This is a genomic window from Microbacterium pygmaeum (genome assembly GCF_900100885.1).
Lineage (GTDB): Bacteria > Actinomycetota > Actinomycetes > Actinomycetales > Microbacteriaceae > Microbacterium > Microbacterium pygmaeum.
Genome location: NZ_LT629692.1, coordinates 1,393,793 through 1,414,929, shown reverse-complemented (window position 1 = coordinate 1,414,929; position 21,137 = coordinate 1,393,793). Strand labels below are relative to the sequence as shown.

Here is a 21,137-nt window from a genome sequence, read left to right as displayed (position 1 = left end):
GTGTCGGCGGCGCTGGAGAACTGGTCAGTTTCGACGTTTGAAAAGTGAACAGTTGCGGGCAGTCTAGCCAGGGGTTTCGTCGGTGGTGGTGCGGATGCTTGGGAGGCTGTCGATGCCTCGTCCGCGGAGTCGGTAGCTGGCGCCCTTCAGGGTGAGGACGTCTGCGTGGTGGACGATGCGGTCGATCATCGCGGCGGCGACGGCTTGGTCCCCGAACACGCCGCCCCAGCCGGAGAACGGCAGGTTGCTGGTGAGGATCAGCGAGGCGTGTTCGTAGCGGGACGAGACGAGTTGGAAGAACAGGTTCGCGGCGTCTTGCTCGAACGGCAGGTAACCGACTTCATCGACGATGATCAGCCCGTAACGTCGGAGCCGGGCGAGCTCTTGCGGGAGCCGGCCTTGCCGGTGGGCGTCGGTGAGGCGGGTGACCCAGTCCGTCGCGGTCGCGAACAACACCCGGTGCCCGTGCTTGGCGGCGACAATCCCCAGCGCGGTGGCGAGGTGGGTCTTCCCGGTTCCGGGCGGTCCGAGCAGCACGACGTTCTGCGCTTCGAGCAGGAACCCTCCGGATGCCAGGGCGGCGATCTGCTGCCGTGCGGTCGGCTGGGCATCCCAATCGAAGTCGTCGAGGGTCTTCCTCGCGGGGAACCCTCCTGCTTTGATCCGCAGCTCCGCGCCGGACGCGTTCCGTGCTGAAACCTCACGCTCCAGGACCGCGGCGAGATAGTCCTCGAACGACCAGCCGGCATCCCGGGCCTGGTCGGCCATCCGGCCGGCGGCTTCAGTGATCCGAGGTGCTTTCAGCGCGCCGGCGAGATACGTGATCTGCTTGACCGCGTCCGTGGTCTTGCCCGACGCCATCAGCTGTTCCCGTCGCCGGTGACCAGCCCGAACGCCCGGTCGTAGTCGGCCAGATCCCGGATCAGATCGTCGCCGACCGCGACCGCGCGGGGTTGCTGGAACTGTTTACGGAGCCGCGCGGCGATCTCCACGTGGGCCGGGTCGGTGACCGTGGTCCCACGCGCCCAAACCCGGGCATGGTCGGCGACGACTCGGCCGTCCGCGCGGACCTTCACCCGCTCCAGGTCGGCCGTGACATCGACCATCCGGCCGATCACTGTCGGGTCCACGGAGTAGTCGTTGGTGTCGAGGCGGACGTAGTAGTCCCGGCCCAACCGGATGCTATTGCGCCAGCCCAGATGGATCGGGATCGGCGGCAACGGCAGCATCGCGGCCCGGTCCGCGTCCAACCGAGACGTCGGCGCAGCCCGGATCGTACGCACCACCCGAGTATTCGCTTTGGCCAGCCAGTCGGTGAACTGCGTGTTGAAGTCCGCCGGGGACGTGAAGGACCGGCCGGGCATGAACGAGGTCTCAAACCACCCGTTGCGCCGCTCGACGACACCTTTCGATTCCGGGTCCCGCGGCGGCAGCAACACCAGCTTCGTCGCGAGAGTCCCCATGAACGCGGCAACACCGGCGGCAGGGCGATGCGCTCTCCCGATACCGCCCTCGTTGTCCCAGATCAACCTGCGCGGGACCCGCCCGAGCTGCTGGATCAACTCCCACGATCCCAGCAGCAGATCCTCGGTCGTCCGGGTCGGGATCATCCGACCGACCACAAACCTCGAATGCGCCGCCGTGATCACCAGCACCGGCAACAGCTTGGCCGTGCCATCCTCGAGCGAGATCTTCTTCGGCGGGAACCAGAGATCACACTGCGCCGCGTCACCCGGCTCCCAGCTCAACCGGTCCGCCGGATCGATCGGCCGGAACTCCGGCCGCAACTGCTTCACCCCCGCCCGGAACCAGGTGATCGACCCCGTCCAGCCGACCCGCTCCGCGAGCACCGTCGCCGGCATATCCGGCGTCTCCGCGAGCAACGCCCGCACCCGCGGCTCGAACGCGACGAACGAGGACTCCGTCGGCGTCCGCTCATACTGCGGCGGCGAATCCGACCGGACCGCCTTCAACACCGTCGTCCTAGAGATCCCCAACCGCTCCGCGATACGCGCCTTCGGCACGCCCTCCGCAGCCAACCGCCGGATCAACGCCCAGTCCTCCAAAGTGATCACTCTCCAATCGTCGAGTGTTCACTTTTCACCGCCGAAACTGACCAGTTTTCAAACGTCGTCGACACTTCGGTCAGCGCCTTGGGAGTTCGCTTCGGCTTCTTCATCCGAGACGTCTCTGTCACGGGGTTGCGTCCGACGATCTCGCGCCGCACTGCGAAACCCATCACCATGCTCAGAATCCCTCGTGAGTGCTTCGCGCGTGCGAACGATTTGGCGCCCTGAGTCTTAAGGAAGCGCTCGATGCGACCCACGGTTACTTCTCGCACGGTGAAGTGTTGAAAGGTCGGCAGGATGAGAGTGCGCAGTTCGCGCTCGTACACCTCCTTCGTTCCATCCGACCGATCTGGATCGAGCCACACATCCTCAAGCCAGGCGGCCGCCAGATCCGCGAAACGGGAATCTGCCGTAAGCACGTCCGACCCTCCGCCACGTTGCCGACCAGACAAATTCGCTTTGAGCGCCGCGATCGCCGCGCTGCGGCTCTTGCCGCTCGCGGTGACCTGACGGGTCTGGCCGTCCCAATCGCGAAACCGAGTCGCTGATCGAAACCGTCCAGGAGCTACTTCCCTCGTCGAGATTTCACCGAAGGTACCGATCGGCAGACGAGGACGTCCGGCCATCAGATTTCGCCTCCCACCGTAGCGAACTGAGACTCCGGCTCATGCAGATGATCCAGCCAGCGCTTCACGTCAGAGATCCGATATCGAATCTCACGGCCGACGCGGAGGCCGGCAGGTCCGCGCCCCGCAGCACGCAGATCGTAGATCGCCTGAGCATGGACACCGAGGTAATCGGCAAGCTCACTTGTCGTAAGCATTGGCTCCAGGCCCAGCCCGGAAAGCTGTTCTCTGTTCATGCCAGGTAGGTGCACCAGGCTGATCCAGATGGATCGAACTCGGCCGAGCACGTCGACTGATGAACCCGCAATAATGCGCGGCGCACGCAATATGCGCTGAATAGATGTTGCACACATCGAATCCCTGTCCCTTCATCTGGGACAAGAAATCCTGGTCAAACGAGATTTTCCTGTAGCGGGAGCGGGGCTTGAACCCGCGACCTCACGATTATGAGTCGTGCGCTCTCACCAACTGAGCTACCCCGCCGCACGTGCATCGAGGAGTCGAAACCCGATGCTGCGAGCCCCGAGACAGGATTGAACTGTCGACCCCTTCCTTACCATGGAAGTGCTCTACCACTGAGCTATCGGGGCGCACCCAGGCGAGCCTGGGCAACTAGAAGAGAATACCAGAGCGCTGGGGTCCTCTTGAAACTCGTGTCACCCGCCTGCGTGCTCGCGCAGCCAGGGGATGGGATCGATCGGCGTGGTGCCGTTCATCAGGATCTCGAAGTGCGTGTGCGCGCCGAAGGAGCGTCCGGTGTTGCCGGTGTGACCGACGATCGTGCCGACGGTGACGTGGTCGCCGACTTCGACCTGGCGCGAGCCGTACAGCATGTGCGAGTAGCTGCTGGAGACGAGCTGACCGTCGATGACGTGGTCGATGACGATGTGCACGCCGAACGCGCCACCGGAATCCGTCGACTCGCGGACCACGCCGTCAGCGACCGCCTGGATCGGCGATCCCTCACCCGGGGTGAAGTCCACACCCTCGTGCATCGCGCCGTCGCGCATGCCGAAGCCGTAGCTGATCGGCACTCCGACCGCGAACGGCCACTGGATCGGCGAGTTCGGGTCGTTCACGAAGAAGTTCGAGAAGTTCGCGATGCCTGACTCGGCGGCGATCTCGGCCATCGTGACCGTCGCGTACGTCTCGGGGCGATCGATGGCGACGTTCTGGACGCTGCCCGGGGCGACATACGCCTGGATCTCCTGATCGGAGGGTGCGACGTCGCCCGCGACGATCGAGGCCGTGATGTCGGTCCCGTCCGCGCGCGCCACGGCGGCGGCCGGCGTGGTCATGCCGACGGCCATGAGTCCGACGATGCCCATGACGCCGACGGAGAACGATGCGGCGGTGACCCGCTTGAACGCGGCACCTCGATGCGCACGCGAACGCGAGATGCGCGTCCCGCCGACCTCGTGCGACGGAGCGGTCGGGGCCTGCTCGCCGGCCGACGCGTCGGCAGCGGGCTGCTGGATCGGCGTCTCACCTGTGAAGGCGAAGAGGCGGGCGGCCGCCTCGAAGGCGTCGATCTCCTCGGCGGTGCGCTCATCGACGGGAAGAGCGGATGCCGCAGCTCGACGGCTGCGACGGGTGACCGGTGCGACGGGCTCTGTGACCTCAGCGGCGACCGGGACGGATGCCATGCGCGCCTGGGCAGGCGTTGCGGAGGTTCGGCTGGAGCGCCGCGTGGGCACAGCATCAGCCTGAGGGGCGTCGAAGGGCAAAGCGCAGGGGGCTCTCGGTCGTGTCGCTCGGGGGTGCGACGGTGGGGCAGGGGGCAGGCGATGACCTTCGCCGTTCGGGAGGCTCAGGTAACGATCGGATAAAGACTACCCCGCGACTCCTGAGAATGCGATGTGCGCAACCAGTGGCGCGCCGTGCGCAAACATGCAAAGATGCCGACGCTCAAGCGGCGCCGTCAGTCCCCGATCGCGGCAGCCAGCAACGCGTCGAAGAGTCCGGGACCCGCGGCGACGGACATCGCGCGACCGGGCCGACCGCCGCCCGATCCCACTCCCCCGACACGTCCACCGGCTTCGGTCACCAGCAGCGCGCCTGCCGCGTGATCCCACGGCTGCAGCCCTCGCTCGAAATACCCGTCGAGTCGCCCACTGGCTACATAGGCGAAGTCGAGCGAAGCCGCACCGATGCGCCGCAGGTCGCGCGCGAGCGGCATCACGCGCGCCACACGTGCGAGGTCGCCGGCATGCGTCGACGGGTCGTAGCCGAATCCGGTGGCCAGCAGCGCGCCGGCCGCCGTGGGCTCGGCGTTGACGGCGAGCCGGTCGCCGTTCAGCGTCGCTCCGCCATTTGCAGCTGCCTGGAACAACTCGCCGGCCGCCGGGCTGAACACTGCGGCCGCGACCGCCCGCCACGACTCCGGATCGGGTTCTCCGGTGACCACGGCGATGCTGACCGCGTACGCGGGGATGCCGTAGGCGTAGTTGACGGTGCCGTCGATCGGGTCGACCACCCACGTGAGGTCGGTCGTCCCGCGCTCGGCGCCGCTCTCCTCGCCGAGGAAGCCGTCGCCGGGCCGTTCCGCCCGCAGCCGCGCTCGGATGAGCGCCTCGACCTCGCGGTCGGCTTCGGTGACGATGTCGGCGATCGCGGATTTCGTGGCGGCGATCGCCACGCCCTGCGTGCGCCGCACCCGCGCGAGCTCACCGGCCTCGCGGGCTATGTCGACGGCGAGCGCCTCGAGCTCATGCGGCTGAGTCATGCTGCAACGCTAGTGCCGCGGGCGGTGGGCGTTAGCGTGGAAGGATGCCGCCGTCGCCGTCCGCAGGAATCGTCACCCACGATGTCGTGATCGTGGGTGGTGGGCACAACGCACTCGTCGCCGCCGCCTACCTCGGCCGCGCGGGACTGTCGGTCATCGTGCTGGAGCGACTCGCTCACCTCGGCGGCGCCGCCGTTTCGGAGCGCCCGTGGGCGGGTGTCGACGCGCGGCTCTCCCGCTACTCCTACCTCGTCAGCCTGCTCCCCCGGCGGATCATCGACGACCTCGACCTCCGTATCGACCTGCGCCGGCGTCGGTACTCGTCCTACACGCCGGTTCCGAGTGATCCTGGCCGCGGAATCCTCGTCGACACGGGCGACTCCGACGCGACGGCACGCTCGTTCCTCCGGGCGACCGGCGACCCCGACGAGGCGGAGCGGTTCGACAGGTTCTCCGAGCGACTCGGACCACTCGCGAGGACGGTCTTCCCCACCGTCACCGAACCGCTCGCCACCCGCTCGGCGGTGCGCGGCGCTGTCGCCGACGACGAGCTCTGGCATGACGTGATCGACGCGCCGCTCGGGGATCTCCTCCGGGAGTCGTTCGCCACCGACATCACCCGCGGCATCGCGCTGACCGACGGCCTGATCGGCACGTTCTCGCACGCCGACGACCCGTCGCTTCGCCAGAATCGCTGCTTCCTGTATCACGTGATCGGGGGTGGAACCGGGGACTGGGACGTCCCCGTGGGCGGGATGGGCCGGGTGAGTGCGGAACTCGAGCGCGCCGCGCTCCGGGCCGGTGCGCAGCTGCGCACCGGCGTCGAGGTGGTCGCGATCACGCCGGACGGCGAGGTGCGGATCGCCGGCCCAACCGCCGAGGTGCTCCGCGGCCGACTGGTGCTGAGCGGGGTGGGCTCATCGGTCCTGCATCGCCTGCTGACCGCGGATGAAGCGGATGCGCCATCCGATCATCCCTCGCCGGAAGGTGCGCAGCTGAAGGTCAACATGCTCCTGCGGCGCCTGCCCCGACTGCGCGACACCACGGTCGCAGCGGAAGCAGCCTTCGCGGGCACGTTCCACATCCACGAGACGATGACGCAGCTCGACGACGCGTACGGCGTCGCCGAGCGGGGTGGCATCCCCTCGCCGCTCCCGGCGGAGATCTATTGCCACTCGCTCACCGATCCGTCGATCCTCGGCTCCGAACTGCAGGCGGAGGGCGCGCAGACGCTCACGCTGTTCGGACTCCAGGTGCCGCATCGGCTGGTGGCGGAACAGGATCGGGATGCCGCGCGCGCGGCGCTCCTGGATGCCGCGCAGCGCTCACTGGACAGCGTGCTCGCCGAGCCGATCGCGGACTGCGTCTACGAGGCGCCCGACGGCTCCGCCTGCGTCGAGGCGCGCACGACTGCCGACCTCGAGGACTCGCTCGGCATGCTCGGCGGTGACATCTTCCACGGCGCGCTGTCATGGCCGTGGGCGGAGGACGATGAGGATCTCGAGTCCCCCGCCGTGCGATGGGGCGTCGCGACCGAGCACGACCGCGTGCTGCTGTGCGGGTCCAGCGCACGCCGCGGCGGCGCGGTCAGCGGCATCGGCGGCCACAACGCCGCGATGGCGGCGCTGGAGATCCTGCGGCGCTGAGCGCCGCACCGCATGATCCCGTGCGCGTGTCCTACTGCCGCGGCGGCAGCGGCGGCGGAGGCGGGAACCCTTCATAGCCGGCCGGCGCCGACGGGGGCGGCGGGGTCTGGGTCTGCGCCGGTGCGATCTGGGGGGCGAACTGGGTCGGATACCCCGTGTAATAGGCGTTCCAGTCGGGCGAGCCGTCCGGCATCACCGGCAGTGGCGTGTGCCCGTCGGCGTACGTGGGCCACTGCTGCTGGACCTGCGGCACCGGCGGCGGGTTCAGATAGTCGGGCCGCGGCCTCTTCGGCGCGAAGAGGGCGTTCGTGAGCGGGAGCAGCGCCGTGCCGACCGCCGCCAGGATCGTCACCGCGACGACGAACCGCCAGTACAGATCGACGAAGTCGACCCACTCGCCGATCACGAGCGGGATCACCAGCATCGCGGCCAGCGCGACCACGAGCGCGGTCGTGACGATGTAGACCGTCTGCGAGAACGCAGTGACGTGGCGCTGGAACGCCTTGAAGTACAGCCGGACGTGCAGCAGCGCGAGCTGGAGCACCAGCACGATCAGCAGGAACTGGATGAAGCGGAAGCTGCTGCCGCCCCATTCGTAGCGATCGGGCATCCAGATCAGCACGGCGCCGAGCAGCAGTGTGACCACCCAGGTGATCATGCTCACCAGCGCGAACCATGCCGGTCGCCGCGCGGCGAGGTGAGCGTCGATGATCGCGACGCCCGCGAAGGCCGCCAGCAGCAGGATCGTGAGGAACGCGCGCCCGACGATGCCGTTCTGCGTGCCGATCAGGACCCAGATGACGCAGACGATCGCGGCCGCGATGAGTGCGCCGATCGCGACCCAGATGGCCGCGCGCACGAGCGACGAGCTCGTCGCGGGGGTCGTCGCCGGCTGCACGTAGGGATCAGGAGCTGTCATAGCGGTCCTCTCGTCGGCGGGATCGCCCGCGGAACCCATCCTGACATGGCGCCTGCCGCGGGCGGGAGAGCGGCGGAGGTTTGTCGGAGGATGATGCGACCACCGGCCTGGGGAGGAGGCGGCGGCGCGAGGAGAAGTCAGCCGACGGGTCGGCCGAGACCGTCGATGATCTCCGCGCCGGGCAGGGCTGCAAGGGACGCCCCGGGCAGGAACAGCTTGCTCGCGCGGATGCCACTGCCGATGACGACCTCGGAGGCTGCGGCCACGGCCGTATCGACCAGGATCGGCCAGTCTGCGGGCAGACCGATCGGGGTGATGCCGCCGTACTCCATGCCGGTGAGCAGCACGGCCTCGTCCATCCCGGCGAACGACGCGGTGCGTGCGTCCAATCGCCGACGGACGATGCCGTTGACATCGGCCCGAGTCGTCGCGAGTATCATGCAGGCGGCGAACCGCACGTCGGATCCGCGCTTGCCCTTGATCACGACGCAGTTCGCGGAGGCCTCGAGCGAGACCCCGTAGGTCGCGCAGAACTCGGCGGTGTCGGCGAGCGCGGGATCGATCGCCGCGACGCCGACCGTGTGAGCCCACGAGGCATCCGCCCTGCGCAGCGCGTCGGCGACGGGCGCACCGAGGAGGTCCGGATGCTGCAGCGCAGCCGTTGCCGTCAACGAGCCGGTCTCGTTCCAGGACATGGCGCCTCCATCGTGCACAAACGCGTGAAGCGCCTCACCAGGAGGCGCTTCACGCGACGTTCCGAACGTGGCGAGTGAGGGATTCGAACCCCCGAAGTCGAAGACGGCTGATTTACAGTCAGATCCCTTTGGCCGCTTGGGTAACTCGCCAAGTGCGCACCCGCCCGACTTTTCCAGACGATCGGAGGCGCGATCAACAATCCTACAGCCCGGCGGCGGGTGCTCGAAATCGAGCCGGTCAGGTGCCGAGCTTGTCGAGGTCGGGCGCGACGAGCGCGTCCGGAAGACGCAGCAGCGCACCCTCGAACCGGCAGGTCGCGGCCGCGACGTCCATCGCGCGCGCCAGCGCCGCGCCCCAGGACTCGTCATCCTCGGGCCATCCCGAGACTCCGGTGGCCACGACCGCGGCGAACGCTGCGTCTCCCGCGCCCATCGTGTCGATGATGGGTCCGGGAAGGTCCGAGATCGGATGCGTGACGATGACCTCGCCCGCCTCGATGCTCGCGCCGGCGGCGCCCTCGGTGGCCAGGACCACCGGCACGCCGAGCTCGATGAGTCGATCGCGCAGCACATGCAGCGGAGCACGGTAGAGCAGCTGTGCGTCGTCCTCGCCGACCTTCACGAGGGCGGCGTCAGCAAGAAGCGACTCGAAACCGCGCACGAACCCGCTCCGACTGGAGAGCATGCCGGAGCGCGGATTCGGGTCGATGGCCAGCGGCGTTCGCCCGTCACGCACCGCGCGCGCCAGCTCGTCGGTCTGCGCCGGATCGTCGAACGGGAAGCAGCTGACCACGACGATGTCCGCGTCGGCGATCGCCGACCGTTCGGCATCGCCGAAATCGACCCGGCGCCGCTGCGCGGCCTCGTTGAACTCGTAGACCGGCTCCCCCGCCCCGCTGCGGGTGCTCACCGCGCGAGAGCTGCCGTTCGGACCGACCGTGGCGATCAGGTCCACACCGAAATCCGAGAGGTAGGAGCGGATGTGCGAGCCGGCCTCGTCATCGCCGACCATGGCGATCAAGGTCGTGGGCACACCGAGTCGGCTGAGCCCGACCGCAACGTTCAACGCGGCACCGCCGACGAATTCACGGACCCCGGTGTCGTCGCGCAGTTCGTCGATGAGCGCGTCGCCGATGACGACGGTGCGGCCGGTCATGCGTCGGCCCGCGCGGACTCGCGCACCCGCTGCACGAACGACTCCATGCGCTGCCGCGTGCCGTCGATCCGCATGTCGACGCTGGTGCGCACCTCGTTGGGGGCCAGCGGCGCTGCCAGCCGGACGTTCTCGTGGCACGACAGGTCGGCGCAGATGTAGGTGCCCACACTGTCCCCGTGTGCACCGGCGGCACCGGCTTTGCGTGCCGAGAAGAGCGAGACCTGGTCGGCGGGCTGCATCGTCCGGCACATGTTGCAGAAGGCGGCGCCCGCGCGCGACGAGCCGTCAGCTGCCCGCAGCACCACGCCGACCGCTGCGCCGTCGATCTCGGCGATGACATACCCCCGACCGCGGGTACGCGGATCCCGCCAGGCGAGGAAGTCGAGATGATCCCAGTCGATCAGCAGGTAGTCCGGCGGCAGCGTGAGCACGTGCAGCTCGCTGTCATCGGCGTTGGCGAACGCCCGACGGATGTCGTCTTCGGTCAGCGGATGCATCGCACCTCTTCTCGCTCTCCGGATTCTGGTCCGGCCAGTCTACGAACCTGCCGAGTCGGCGGGCGAGTGGTGGCGGCCGACGGGGTCGTCGGCGGCGGCATCCGCTCCTCCCCTCCCGCGGACCAGGAATCCGAAGCCGCACGCGAGGAAGAACATCAGCACGCCGTACACGGCGGCGGGCAGACTCAGCGCGACCGAGTCCAGCACGGTCTGGGCGACAACGATCGCCAGGGTCGCGTTGTGCATCCCGATCTCGAATGACGTCGAGATGGCCTGACGCCTCCCGATCCGGAACCAGCGTGGAACGACGTAGCCGATCGAGAGGCTGACGAGGCAGAACACGATGGTGATCAGCGCGAGGTCGAGGAAGTTGTCGCGCAGGAGGACCCAATTGGATGCCACTGCCGCGGCGACCACGAGGATCAGAACGAGCACGGACACGACCCGGACCGGCCGGTCCATCCGATCCGCGAAGTGCGGCCATCCTCGCCGCACCAGCATGCCGATGACGACCGGTACCAGCACGATCGCGAATACCTCGACGGCCTTTGCCCACTGCATGCCGAGCCGGTCGTCAAAGGGCTCGAAGTACCAGAGGGCGAAGTTCGTGATCAAGGGCAGCGTGAGGACGGCGAGGACGGAGTTGACCGCCGTCAGGGAGATGTTCAAGGCGACGTCACCGCGGAACAGATGGCTGTAGAGGTTGGCGGCTGCTCCGCCCGGCGAGGCCGCGAGCACCATCATGCCGACCGCGAGCACCGGTGGGAGCTGGAGGGCGAGGACCAGACCGAAGCAGATCGTCGGCAGCACCAGCAGCTGGCACACCAGTGCGACCACCACCGCCTTCGGCTGCGTGAGCACGCGGGCGAAGTCGCGAGGAGTGAGGCTGAGCCCGAGACCGAACATGACGACGGCGAGCCCGGTCGGCAATCCGATGGTCATCGACGCGGATCCCATGGCGCTCAGTCTGCCGGACGCGGCGCGGCTAGACTTCCGCGCATGGCTGATTCATCCTTTGACATCGTTTCGAAAGTGGACCACCAGGAAGCGGAGAACGCCCTGAACCAGGCCCGCAAAGAGATCGAGCAGCGCTACGACTTCAAGGGCACCGGCGCCTCGGTCGAGTGGAGCGGCGACTCGATCCTGATCAAGGCGAGCACCGAAGAGCGCGCGAACGCGGTTCTCGACGTCTTCCAGTCCAAGCTGATCAAGCGGGGCATCTCGCTCAAGAGCCTGGAGTCGGGCGAGCCGTTCGCCAGCGGCAAGGAATACCGCATCACCTCGACGATCAAGGACGGCATCTCGTCGGAGAACGCCAAGAAGATCTCGAAGATCATCCGCGACGAGGGGCCTAAGGGCGTGAAGTCGCAGATCCAGGGCGACGAGCTGCGTGTGCAGTCCAAGAGCCGAGACGACCTGCAAGAGGTTCAGCGCCTGCTCAAGGCCGCCGACCTCGAGGTCGACCTCCAGTTCATCAACTACCGGTAGCGCGGCCTTCTGACCAGGGGTTTTCCTGGTTCAGTCCGCAGGCAGTCCGCAGAATCTCAGGATGAGACCCGTTCGCGGGGGATCGCGGTGGCCGTGAGCGCCATGAAGTCCGCGGTCGCGGCTCGCGTCTTGTCTTCGGCCGACGGCCAGAGGTGGCTGTAGACGTTCAGCGTGATCGACGGCGTCGAGTGACCAAGGGCTCGCTGCACCGTGACCACGTCGCAGCCGGAGGCGATGAGGTTCGACGCGAATGTGTGGCGGAGCGTGTGCAGCGTAACGTCATCGGGCAGGCCCACTTCGTCCCGAATGCGTCGCCACTCGCCCGCGGCACTGTTGCGATTCCACATGCGGCCGAGCGGCGTGGTGAAGAGCTGCTCGTCGGGTTCGGTGACGAGGTTGCGTGCGACGTGCGCCGAGAGTGACGCGGTGAGCTCGCCGGGGACGTAGATGGTGCGCTCGGAGTTGTACTTCGGCGGAACGAGCTTGGCTGCCTTGATAGTGGAGCCTTGGACTTGGCGGTTCACTCGGATCGAACGGCCGAGGAAGTTCACGTCGGCGAGCTGGAGTCCGGCGGCTTCGCCGAGCCGCATGCCGGCGAAGACGCACACTTCGACGAAACCGCGGAACTCACCAGCGACCTCCAGAACCTCGTGGACTTCGGCGGCGCTCAGCACTCGCATCGTCGCTTCGGCCTTGCGCGCACGCGGCGGCTTGATGCCGGCGGCGGGGCTGATGGCGATGGTCCGATCGGCGACAGCGGCGCGGAACGCCATCTGCACGTAGTTGAGTCGGGTCTTGATCGTCGACGGGGCGAGCCCACGCTTGAGTTCCGCCGCGATCCAGGCCTGAACGTGCGACGCGTTGACCGCGCCGATCGGCCCGGCCTTCCAGGGGACGCTCGACACCGCCACGGTCGCGGCTTCGTGAGTGCCGTCGACCCAGGTCTGTCGCTGCATCCACGCTTTGGTCCAGTCGGTCCAGGTGACCTTGCCGGCGTTCGGGTCGACGTACTGGCCGGTGACGACTGCCGCGGCGACCTCGTCCAGCCATCGCTGAGCGTCGCGTTTGAGGGGGAAGTGCCGGGCGTATTCTTTGCCGGCTGCGTCTCGGTATCGTGCTCGCCAGACTCCGTCATCCCGCTGTTTGATCGACGCCATCGTCGGTTTCCTCTTCTGTTTCGCTGCGGTCCCGCAACTGCTCTACCTGGGCGCGGACGCGGGCGATGAACGCTTGGTGATACTCGTGCCCTTCGTGGGGAAATGGTCCGTGGAGCGTCTCCTCGACTTCGAATTCCCCGCGGAGATGCGCCTCCGCGCGGGCGAGTCCGCTGATCGCGTGGTCGACGGCGTTCTCAGCAAAGAGTTCGGGAGTGAAGGTTTCGTCGCGTTCGTCTTCCGGCGTCAGATCGCACAGCATCGCGAGTCGTCGCTGTCGCTCGAACGATTGGTAGGCAAGATTGCCGATCTCGGTCAGCGTGTCATCGAGCGCCCGCGACAGCATGATTCGGCTGAAGGACTGCTCCGCGAACGTGAGCGTACGGGCTTGAATGCCGAAGACCGATCCGAGCGCCTCGGACTCGGTGAGGCGGAGTGGCCGTTCGCCCTTCTCGATCGACCAGACGGTGGCTTGAGACCACTTGAATCCCAGCTTCCGCATGCGCTCGGCCAGCTCTTTCTGGCTCATCGAGCCCCGCAGAAGGGTGAGATTGTGGCCAATGAGGGCGTCGTCGATCATGACAGCCAGACTACTCCGAGATCCTATTGATATCGACTAGCGATGGTGGTTCACTAGACATCACAGTCGCTATCAATTAGGAATGGAGGTGATCACAGTGGATCGAATCCTGTTTATCGAAGAAGTGGCGGCACGACTTCGCCGTTCGCCAGCGCAATTGCGGTGGATGCTGCACACCGGCGTCGCGCCGAAGTCCGCGATGATCGGTGGTCGTCGCTGCTGGCGCGAGTCTGACGTCGAGAAGTTCATCACAGACGCTTTCACCGATAAGTCGCAACGGTAGATCTTTTCGAGAGATGCGACGCTTCGCGACCCTGCCTCCGCCGATGTCGGACGACGGGGCTAAGTTGCTCCCATGGAAATCAGCATCACGGGGAACTTCGACGGCGCATTAGACGACTTCAAGGCGGACGTGAGGGCTGCTCTCCTCGAGGAGTACGCCAAAGCCCTAGCAGAGCGAGTGCGCGAAGCTGGCGCAACGACCGCGGACGACGCGGAGATCACAATCGCATCGGACTCCAACGACCCAGCGCTCTATATATCTCCAGAAGACGTTCGACGTAGAGCAAATCAGATTCTGGGTGTGCGCAACGGGCTCCCGCGGCGCTCAGGGCTCCCGCAGAGTAGAGGTCTACTCAATAGCGCCGCCCTGCGGCGTCCGGGCTCGTCAGCTTCCGACTGATCCTCGCGCCAATCGGTAAGCCTGCCATGCCTGACGATCGTTCCATCACTGAAAAGCTGCAAGCGAAGCGGAACGAGCAAGCGTTAAAGACCTCGGCCGATTCAGCGAAGAAGACCGCCAAGAGCGTCGATCAAATGCTTGACCTGACGAGCGCTCAACTGAAGCTGACCCGAGCCCAGCTGGAGCTGAACCGGCAAGCGCGCGTGGATGCTGAACGATCCGAGCGATTTACCAGGATCACTGCGATCGTCTCGCTGATGGTGTCCGTCGCGTCGCTTGGCGCAGCGATCGCTGCCATTGTCGTCGTGGGCTAATCCTCGACGTGGGGATCTCGCCGGCAACGATCGGGCGCATTCTCTCGGTACGCCGCTCATCCAACGCCCGGCTGGGTATGCCCGTACCCATCGGTCGCAGACAGCGGCTCTGGCGCTACTTGGTGACGCGATTCATACGGAGACGAGTTCTCGGGCCTCGCGAGCGATCAAGTCGAGCTGAGAGCTGGGAACCGCATGAACGTCCAGTGCACTCCATGCCTCGCGCGCTGCCTCGAAGACATCGTTCCGTCGAGCGTCTGGACGGCCCGCCGGCTCCTGGAACGCGACGGCGATGGCCACATCCGGCTCTGCCGTAAGAGGTAGCAGGTTGGATCCGATCGCCGCACCATCCTGTCGCAGTCTGCTAACAATGAAATTCCAGGATTGCAACTCTTGTTCCAACGCATCCGTGTCGCGGACATCGAACGCAAATGCTTGGGAGAGCTGGTCGACGCCACCGTCTACGACTGCGAAATCGAACCGACCACGCTGTCGTCCTACTCGTGCGGTCGGGCGGCGGATCAGAGTATTGCCAACCTCAAAGTTCCCAGTGCGTACGAACAGATCCGCCATGTCAGTGACCAATCGGGCGCGTGTTCGCGACCGATGCAGCGGCTCCGGCGTTGCAACCAACACCGGGTATAGGAAGTCGACTCCTTCACGCGCCGACGCCGCCTCCACGGGCGCCGCATTGCTTACCTGCAAGACATTGTTGAATCGGTGTGACAGCAATTCGAGCCACGACCGACTAACTCGAACGTCACCGCTAGCGAAGAGATCGAGCGGAGGATGTTCAAAGTCATGGATCGATCGCTCGAGACGTTCAAGCCAGGGCCGCAAGGCGCTCGCGTCGCCACCTAAACGGCTGGCGCGCCGGAGATCAGGCGCGACGCGTATTGCCCAATCGCCATCGTCGCGCCCCACGACGACGGCGACGTTCACGCGCTCACCGCGCGCAACATCAGGCACGTACCGGACCAGCCAGTAAAGATATGCCGCGCTCATGTCGGGTTCCCTGTCATTGCCTACCCGGCGGCAAGTTCGCTCGCTGCCGGAGACGGTTCGCGACCGGCTCGCGTCGGGCGAAGAGAAACCAAGCCATCGCCTCGAGATCCCTGTCGTCGGTCCCCCATTCTACTGGCACCGCTGACATGACGGACAGGAGCATCTCTGGGGTGAGATTCTCGACCACAGTCGCGACCTCCCTTAGCCGTTCCCGGCTGACCCCCGAGGGCAGGGTCGCGAGCGAACCGTCGGTCGCGAGGAGGCGTCGAAGTACGTCCTGGTCCCAGTCACCTTCACCAGTGGTGAACCAGAAGCCGTGATCGTATGACCACATTGAGTACGCCGCCCCGGTTTCGTACAACCACTGCGGGTCCTCACCGACACACAGATCCCATAGACCGGCCATCGCGGCCTGCCTGCGCGCGTTGTCGTCTCTTTTCGTGTATCGCAGCTCATCGTCGTCCACGGCGCCCGGCACGTGGAGCGAACCGTGGGCTAGGAGCGCGAGATCACTCTTGCGCACGGGAAAATCCGACCAGGCGCTCACCGACGGTGGAATCGCCACGAGCACACGCTCCCGGACGGGTGCGCCCAAGACCCGACCGAGCTCTCCAACGATTACTTCGTTCGTGAGCACCTGGTTTCCTTGCGCGTTACCTGGAACCTTGACCCAGTACTGCCGTCCGTCGTCCGCCAGGCCCAGGAAGGCACCCGCCCCGGACGACAATGCCCTCTCGCGGGGCGCTCGAATAGTGATCGTTGCCGCAGGACGTGCCCGACTCTCAAGCAGGCCGCGCCAAGAGCTCGGCGTTTCCCACCCATCGGTCATGAGCTGAGCGTATCGCTCGGTGCGATGCTGGACTTGACCGCCTTGCCTGGGGAACCCGTAGTGGCCGAGAGACCGCCGATCACGGCTCATCGCGACAGCCGAACTGCTCCGATGATCGCGGTAACCTCCACTGGCTGGAAGGCCTGGCATCATCGTCAAGGTCTCGGAGGAGGTGGGCACTGCCGTCCCACACCCGCACGCGTACCGGTGCACGGTGCTGAGTTCTCAGCGCAGGACGGTCAATTGAAAGCCACCAACCGCGACCAACGTCACCCGCCCCTGCCACGAATGCCCGGGTGCGGGTCGTCAGCCGACATGCCCCCATCGGGAAGGTCGTCAACGATGTGAGGTATGCCCGGGAAGGGATCTGCTCGCGGGCCGCCGTTACCGCCCGATCGACTGGCCGCCGTGGCCGGACGCCGGGGATGTGAACGGCCCCGTGAACGGATCGACTCGTAGGGGTGCGGATGGTGCTGCCTGCGCGGCACGGCGCAGTTCCGTGCGCGCTGCCTCCATCGCATCGGCGATGGTGACCTCCGGGATGCCGCGCGTCATCGTCTCCGCGAGGATCTCTCGCGCTGCAGCGTCTGTGCGCGCCACCACCACCACCTCGTTCGCCAGTCGCCCTCGCGTCATTCCGACATAGAGGCCGGCTGCATCGACGCCCGGCCCGACGACGGACGCATCGGTCGTCTCACCTTGGATGCCGTGAACGGTCGAGGCGTAGGCCAGATGGAGGTGGTCCGCGGCGTAGTCGTTTTTGACCCTACGCACGTCCCCGCTATCGGATAGGCTCACCAATTCGATCTCGTGAGGAGTGATCCGCGACACGGTCCACAGCGCGCGGTTCTCGACACCGGACCCTCGGTCATTTCGACGCGTCTGGACGATGTCGCCCTCGAGAAGCCGCTGCTCACCCCGACCGAGCGCGATTCGCTTGGTGGACAGTTGACCGATGTCGACGCGGCGCTGTTGGATGGCCTCGTTGATGGCGTCGGCTTCATCATTCGTCGCTGTCACCAGCGCGACGCGCTTGCGCAGCCTAGCCCATCTGAACCAGGCGTCGGCCATCATGTCTCGAGCAGCGTCGTCGCTGTCAACCACGCGCAGATGACCGCGATCGTCGAGCTCGCCGGCGACGTCGCGCGCGGCATCCACGGACGCCGGCTCGCGCATCCGCAGCGTCAGAGCGGCGTACTCACTATCCCGGAAGCGGTGCACCACGTTCAGTTCGACCACGGCGTTGCTCCGGCGTGCCATCAACGCCATCGCTCCGGAGTGGCCGACGGGCGCGGCCTGCAGATGGTCGCCGACCATCGCAATGCCGGCCTCGGTGTCTGCGGCAACCTGTGCAAGGGCATTGGCGGTGTGTAGATCGACCATGCCGGCCTCGTCGACGACGATGCGATCGCCTCGTCGTAGCGGATAGCGCGTGGGAGCGACGTGTGGGCGACCCGTCTCGGGGTCGACCTCACCTCTCTGCAGCTGGGTCCACTGTTCTCGGCCAGCAGGGTCTCGACTCCAGCGCCAGCCGTGATCGAGCAGAAGCGCGTGCAGGCTCGACGCGGATGCGCCGATCTCCCGCGCAGCAACACTCGCGGCCTTCTTGGTCGGTGCGACGACGATCATCTGCCGTCGTTGCGCTTGCAATGCAAGTTGCGCGATCCGCAGGACTGTTGTTTTCCCTGCACCGGCGGGGCCCGTGATGGTGACGAGCCGGTCGGTGCCGGCGATGGCGGCGGCAGCGTCGAGCTGGTCTGCATCGACCTCGACTGTCGGGGTGGCGGATGCCGCTGCAAAGCGCGTGATCGTGCGACGTGTCAAGGGGGCGCCAGGTTCGCTCAGCGCGTCCAGTCGCGCACCGAGATCGACCTTGAGTGCGGCGGTTGCAACTGCCATGGATCCTTTGATGTGCGCAGGTCGCTCGGCGCCCGCGAGCAGGTCGATCGCGTGCTCGCGAGCGCGCGCGACGATGTCGTCGATGAGCTCCTGAAGCATCGCGCGGTCTTGCACAACTCTCGACGCCGCAATCGCACGCGTTGCACCTGCGCGGATGTCGTATTCGCTGAAGCGTCCTCCGGTTGACGCAGAACGCGAGTCCGCATCGACAATCGCTTTCGCGGCGACGAGATCCCGGTCGAGCGCGCCGACAGCGACCGAGCGCATCTCAATCGGTGCACGCCAGGCAAGGAGCGCTGGATCGATGGCAGCGACCTCGATGCGTACCGCGTGCTCCCATTCGTCCTCGTCGAGGTGCGCCGGCTTGTTCGGCCTGGCCACGGCCCATGCCCGGCGGTCGATCTGCTGGAGGACGTCGTGGCTCGGTTGCTGCGACGGATGCTCCGCATGCCACTCCGCGAGCAGTCGCGCTCTCTGCGTCTCGATCTGGTTCGATCGGCGCGACAAAGGACCGACAGCTTGCGCGAGCTGCCGGATCTCACCGGCGTCATCAAGTGAGTAGCCGTGCCGTGCGAGCGCACTGATCCACTGCGGGTCGGTCCGCGCAGCGAGTTCGCCTTCAGCGTTGATCAGGGTGTGCAGCTTCATTGCGACGCGTGAGTCAACGGTCGACCACCTGCCGTCGCGGCCGAGGACTTTTGCGTTCAGCCACAGGTGCCGGTGAATATGTGGGTCGAGAGCGCGAGACCGTCTGTGCTTCAGTTCGACGACCTCGACGCGGGCCAGCTCCTCGCGGATGACGCCGCCATGTCCCCGACGCGCGTTCAGTTCTCGCTGCCACGTCAGAATGATCCGGTCGCGGAGGCGATCTTGCAGCGCCTCGAACTCGTCCGAGAGTTCTGGGTGGAGCAGAGCGGCGATGCTGTACGTCTTTGGCGCGTTGATGGTGCCGTCGAGGACCAGATCCGACCGCGGCGTGGTCTGCGGGACGCCGCGAGCCGCACCGGTCAGAGGGTCGAACCCGTCTACCCACAGGCGCAGGGCGGCGTGGTCGAGTTCGTCGTGACCGATGCGTCCACTTGCGCAGATGAACCGGGAGACCGTCGGCTCGCCGGACTGACTGTAGATCGCCAGCGCCTCGACGCCCGTCGTCGATCGGATGTGCGAATCGCAGGCACCCTCGAACGCGTACTCGATCGCGTGTCGCGCGCCGCGGGCTCCCTCGCCCCGCTTCCACCGCGCCAGCCCGCCTCGCATGGCGGCCAGATTACTCGCATTTCGTGTCGTGCGTAACTAGCAATCACCGTTGGTGCCTGCGTGCATTGCATTTCTTTGCTCTTCAGCTGGTGGTCATTACTTGTGATCCTGGTTGGGATGAAGAATCTCGCTTCGGATCTCTCTCACCTTGAGAAAGTGGTTCGGCGCCGACGTGACACTCGCTTACAGACCGTCGGGGAGCGGCGTCGCGGTGCCCCAGGCGCAGAGCTGCTACCGACACCCTCTTCGGTGTCACAGGGTGCAGGCGGCTGACGATATGTCGCTCAAGCGCGTGTCTCGAAACCGTGTCCGCGCTCCAACAATGGCGCAAGTTGCGAGCCGAAGTTACGAGACTCCTGCGGCATTGATTGGCGCAGCATCGTCCACATTGTGGCTGTGAGCGGCGAGACGCCTGAAGAGGCAAGGGATATGAGACATCCCCCCTGCGTCAGATGACCGCGCCTCAGCGAGACTTGATGCGATCACCCCATACGACACATCTCGGTGCTGGAAGATGCGCGGCGGCGTCAGAGCCTCCCGCTGTCGCGTGTGACGATCCCCATCTGACACACAGGGTTCCAACCGTTGACTAGTTCGGCCGTGCTAGAACTGTGGAATTGATGGCTCTGCGGCGGCGTTCCTGAGCGCTTCATGGCGCTAGCTTCCGATCACGAAAGCTCTGGCAGCTCGGTGCTGCTCCCCCACGCGGGCATCGATTCGAGGAATGTTCCCCTCGTCAGTCGGGTGGCACTTCTGCACTGGCCCGCGAGGAGGCCGGCCCGCTGAGCGCACCGCGAACTGCAGGAGAAGAAATAGCGGAAACTCGAACGGCCGTGATGAGTAATCTTATTTTCTTTCATTCCTTAGTTCGGGTGCTCAAATGACCTTGGCTGAGGCGATCGTCCGACCGGATTTGCGTCGTTGGGACGATTTCTTCCCGGCACGCATTCTTATACCGGGGAGGGTCAGCCGCTGGCTGGTGAAACTAACTACGTCGATGTGAATTGTCGCGAAGCCATTGGCGCTGCGCTGCAAGGACTCATTGAGCTAGAGCTGCGTTGATGCGGAAAGAGGAATGACCGATGCATAAAGTCGAGAGACGAGCCGAGAAGAAGTCAATCAGCTATGCCCGGGCGTGGGCGGTCCTGGCTGTCGTCGCGGGGGTTGCGCTTGGCGCGACAGTATCCGCTCCTGCCTACGCTGCTCCGGTAGACGACCAGGACGATGGTTTTTCAGAACTTGAGCACGGACCGAGTGACCCTGACGCGTTCACGAAGATCACCAGCGGACCAAGCGAATCGCAGCTGAGCAACCAGGCGCCAGCAGTGCACAAGGGTGCGATCCCTATGGCGATTGCGGGATTCAGTCCTGCTGGGTGTGCCGGACAGACGGACTATGCTCACTGGTCGTCTGGGAGCAACGCCTCAGTGCATGCGCGAACATCCTGTTCGATAGTCGTCCCCGCGCTTGGCGTGTCGACCAACCTGCAGAAGCAAGGTTGGGCCTACTGGGAAAACGTGAAGTGGGGAGAGAGTTCGAGGGCCGCCGCTAGCCACTCGCAGGACGCTCACCCGCATTGGTATTGCGGAGGCTGGG

The 21,137-nt window shown here is 66.1% G+C and carries 21 protein-coding genes and 3 tRNA genes; 5 read left to right on the top strand and 19 right to left on the bottom strand.

All coding sequences use genetic code 11. The features are described from left to right. Positions 1-63: 63 nt before the first annotated feature. The 8 genes from istB to BLT19_RS06505 all read right to left on the bottom strand — a co-directional run bounded on the left by istB (position 64) and on the right by BLT19_RS06505 (position 5,420). Complete coding sequence (istB, locus tag BLT19_RS06540; protein WP_091487205.1) at positions 64-861, bottom strand: IS21-like element helper ATPase IstB; 798 nt, start codon at positions 859-861, stop codon at positions 64-66. Continuing rightward, positions 861-2,075 carry an IS21 family transposase gene (gene istA / locus BLT19_RS06535; protein ID WP_091487203.1) on the bottom strand — a complete coding sequence of 405 codons (1,215 nt, stop codon included), beginning with the start codon at positions 2,073-2,075 and terminating at the stop codon, positions 861-863. The genes istB and istA overlap by 1 nt, the downstream gene beginning before the upstream one ends. Beyond that, positions 2,072-2,695 (bottom strand): phage integrase central domain-containing protein, encoded by a 624-nt coding sequence (locus BLT19_RS17560; RefSeq protein WP_157681779.1) that lies wholly within the window; start codon positions 2,693-2,695, stop codon positions 2,072-2,074. The genes istA and BLT19_RS17560 overlap by 4 nt, the downstream gene beginning before the upstream one ends. Next, entirely contained in the window at positions 2,695-2,931 is a 237-nt protein-coding gene (locus BLT19_RS06525) for a helix-turn-helix domain-containing protein (RefSeq protein WP_231917826.1), read from the bottom strand. The genes BLT19_RS17560 and BLT19_RS06525 overlap by 1 nt, the downstream gene beginning before the upstream one ends. 173 nt (positions 2,932-3,104) lie before the next feature. After that, a tRNA-Met gene (locus BLT19_RS06520) sits at positions 3,105-3,178 on the bottom strand. Positions 3,179-3,213: 35 nt separating this feature from the next. Next, a tRNA-Thr gene (locus BLT19_RS06515) sits at positions 3,214-3,285 on the bottom strand. Between the two features lie 66 nt (positions 3,286-3,351). Then, on the bottom strand, positions 3,352-4,341 hold the full coding sequence (locus tag BLT19_RS06510) for a M23 family metallopeptidase (RefSeq protein ID WP_091487910.1): 990 nt from the start codon (positions 4,339-4,341) through the stop codon (positions 3,352-3,354). Positions 4,342-4,616: 275 nt separating this feature from the next. Next, positions 4,617-5,420 (bottom strand): inositol monophosphatase family protein, encoded by an 804-nt coding sequence (locus tag BLT19_RS06505; protein ID WP_091487908.1) that lies wholly within the window; start codon positions 5,418-5,420, stop codon positions 4,617-4,619. 44 nt (positions 5,421-5,464) lie between these two features. Between BLT19_RS06505 and BLT19_RS06500 the strand changes: the two genes are divergently transcribed. After that, positions 5,465-7,066, top strand: a complete 1,602-nt coding sequence (locus BLT19_RS06500; RefSeq protein ID WP_091487907.1) for a phytoene desaturase family protein — start codon at positions 5,465-5,467, stop codon at positions 7,064-7,066. Positions 7,067-7,097: 31 nt separating this feature from the next. Here BLT19_RS06500 and BLT19_RS06495 read toward each other — a convergent pair whose 3' ends face one another. The 6 genes from BLT19_RS06495 to BLT19_RS06470 form a co-directional block, all read right to left on the bottom strand. Next, positions 7,098-7,985, bottom strand: a complete 888-nt coding sequence (locus BLT19_RS06495) for a hypothetical protein (protein WP_091487905.1) — start codon at positions 7,983-7,985, stop codon at positions 7,098-7,100. Positions 7,986-8,122: 137 nt separating this feature from the next. Further along, a complete protein-coding gene (locus BLT19_RS06490; RefSeq protein ID WP_091487903.1) occupies positions 8,123-8,680 on the bottom strand; it encodes a YbaK/EbsC family protein in 558 nt (185 codons plus the stop codon). 68 nt (positions 8,681-8,748) lie between these two features. After that, a tRNA-Tyr gene (locus tag BLT19_RS06485) sits at positions 8,749-8,830 on the bottom strand. Between the two features lie 88 nt (positions 8,831-8,918). Further along, a complete protein-coding gene (locus tag BLT19_RS06480) occupies positions 8,919-9,836 on the bottom strand; it encodes a carbohydrate kinase family protein (RefSeq protein WP_091487901.1) in 918 nt (305 codons plus the stop codon). Further along, entirely contained in the window at positions 9,833-10,333 is a 501-nt protein-coding gene (locus BLT19_RS06475; RefSeq protein WP_091487898.1) for an FBP domain-containing protein, read from the bottom strand. The genes BLT19_RS06480 and BLT19_RS06475 overlap by 4 nt, the downstream gene beginning before the upstream one ends. Positions 10,334-10,372: 39 nt before the next feature. After that, positions 10,373-11,290 (bottom strand): bile acid:sodium symporter family protein, encoded by a 918-nt coding sequence (locus BLT19_RS06470; RefSeq protein ID WP_091487895.1) that lies wholly within the window; start codon positions 11,288-11,290, stop codon positions 10,373-10,375. A gap of 42 nt (positions 11,291-11,332) precedes the next feature. On the opposite strand from BLT19_RS06470, the gene BLT19_RS06465 reads away from it, so the two are divergent. Further along, on the top strand, positions 11,333-11,821 hold the full coding sequence (locus BLT19_RS06465) for a YajQ family cyclic di-GMP-binding protein (protein ID WP_091487892.1): 489 nt from the start codon (positions 11,333-11,335) through the stop codon (positions 11,819-11,821). 56 nt (positions 11,822-11,877) lie between these two features. Here the strand turns inward: BLT19_RS06465 and BLT19_RS06460 are convergent, their stop codons facing one another. Together BLT19_RS06460 and BLT19_RS06455 are read right to left on the bottom strand one after the other, a co-directional pair. Next, positions 11,878-12,978, bottom strand: a complete 1,101-nt coding sequence (locus tag BLT19_RS06460) for a tyrosine-type recombinase/integrase (protein WP_091487889.1) — start codon at positions 12,976-12,978, stop codon at positions 11,878-11,880. Then, complete coding sequence (locus BLT19_RS06455) at positions 12,953-13,555, bottom strand: helix-turn-helix domain-containing protein (RefSeq protein ID WP_091487887.1); 603 nt, start codon at positions 13,553-13,555, stop codon at positions 12,953-12,955. Before BLT19_RS06455 ends, BLT19_RS06460 begins: the two co-directional genes overlap by 26 nt. An 82-nt stretch (positions 13,556-13,637) precedes the next feature. Here BLT19_RS06455 and BLT19_RS06450 point away from each other — a divergent pair, with 82 nt between their 5' ends. From BLT19_RS06450 to BLT19_RS06445, 3 genes are all read left to right on the top strand, one after another. Then, positions 13,638-13,838: a helix-turn-helix transcriptional regulator gene (locus tag BLT19_RS06450; protein WP_091487885.1), complete on the top strand. Its 201-nt coding sequence runs from the start codon at positions 13,638-13,640 to the stop codon at positions 13,836-13,838. A gap of 72 nt (positions 13,839-13,910) precedes the next feature. Next, complete coding sequence (locus BLT19_RS17555) at positions 13,911-14,237, top strand: hypothetical protein (RefSeq protein WP_157681778.1); 327 nt, start codon at positions 13,911-13,913, stop codon at positions 14,235-14,237. Between the two features lie 26 nt (positions 14,238-14,263). After that, positions 14,264-14,551 (top strand): hypothetical protein, encoded by a 288-nt coding sequence (locus BLT19_RS06445; protein WP_091487882.1) that lies wholly within the window; start codon positions 14,264-14,266, stop codon positions 14,549-14,551. A 132-nt stretch (positions 14,552-14,683) separates the two neighbouring features. Here the strand turns inward: BLT19_RS06445 and BLT19_RS06440 are convergent, their stop codons facing one another. The 3 genes from BLT19_RS06440 to BLT19_RS06430 form a co-directional block, all read right to left on the bottom strand. Next, entirely contained in the window at positions 14,684-15,556 is an 873-nt protein-coding gene (locus BLT19_RS06440) for a DUF3037 domain-containing protein (protein WP_091487879.1), read from the bottom strand. A gap of 13 nt (positions 15,557-15,569) precedes the next feature. After that, positions 15,570-16,193: a hypothetical protein gene (locus tag BLT19_RS06435; RefSeq protein ID WP_091487876.1), complete on the bottom strand. Its 624-nt coding sequence runs from the start codon at positions 16,191-16,193 to the stop codon at positions 15,570-15,572. A gap of 576 nt (positions 16,194-16,769) precedes the next feature. Then, positions 16,770-19,541: an AAA family ATPase gene (locus tag BLT19_RS06430; protein ID WP_091487874.1), complete on the bottom strand. Its 2,772-nt coding sequence runs from the start codon at positions 19,539-19,541 to the stop codon at positions 16,770-16,772. Positions 19,542-21,137: the final 1,596 nt, after the last annotated feature.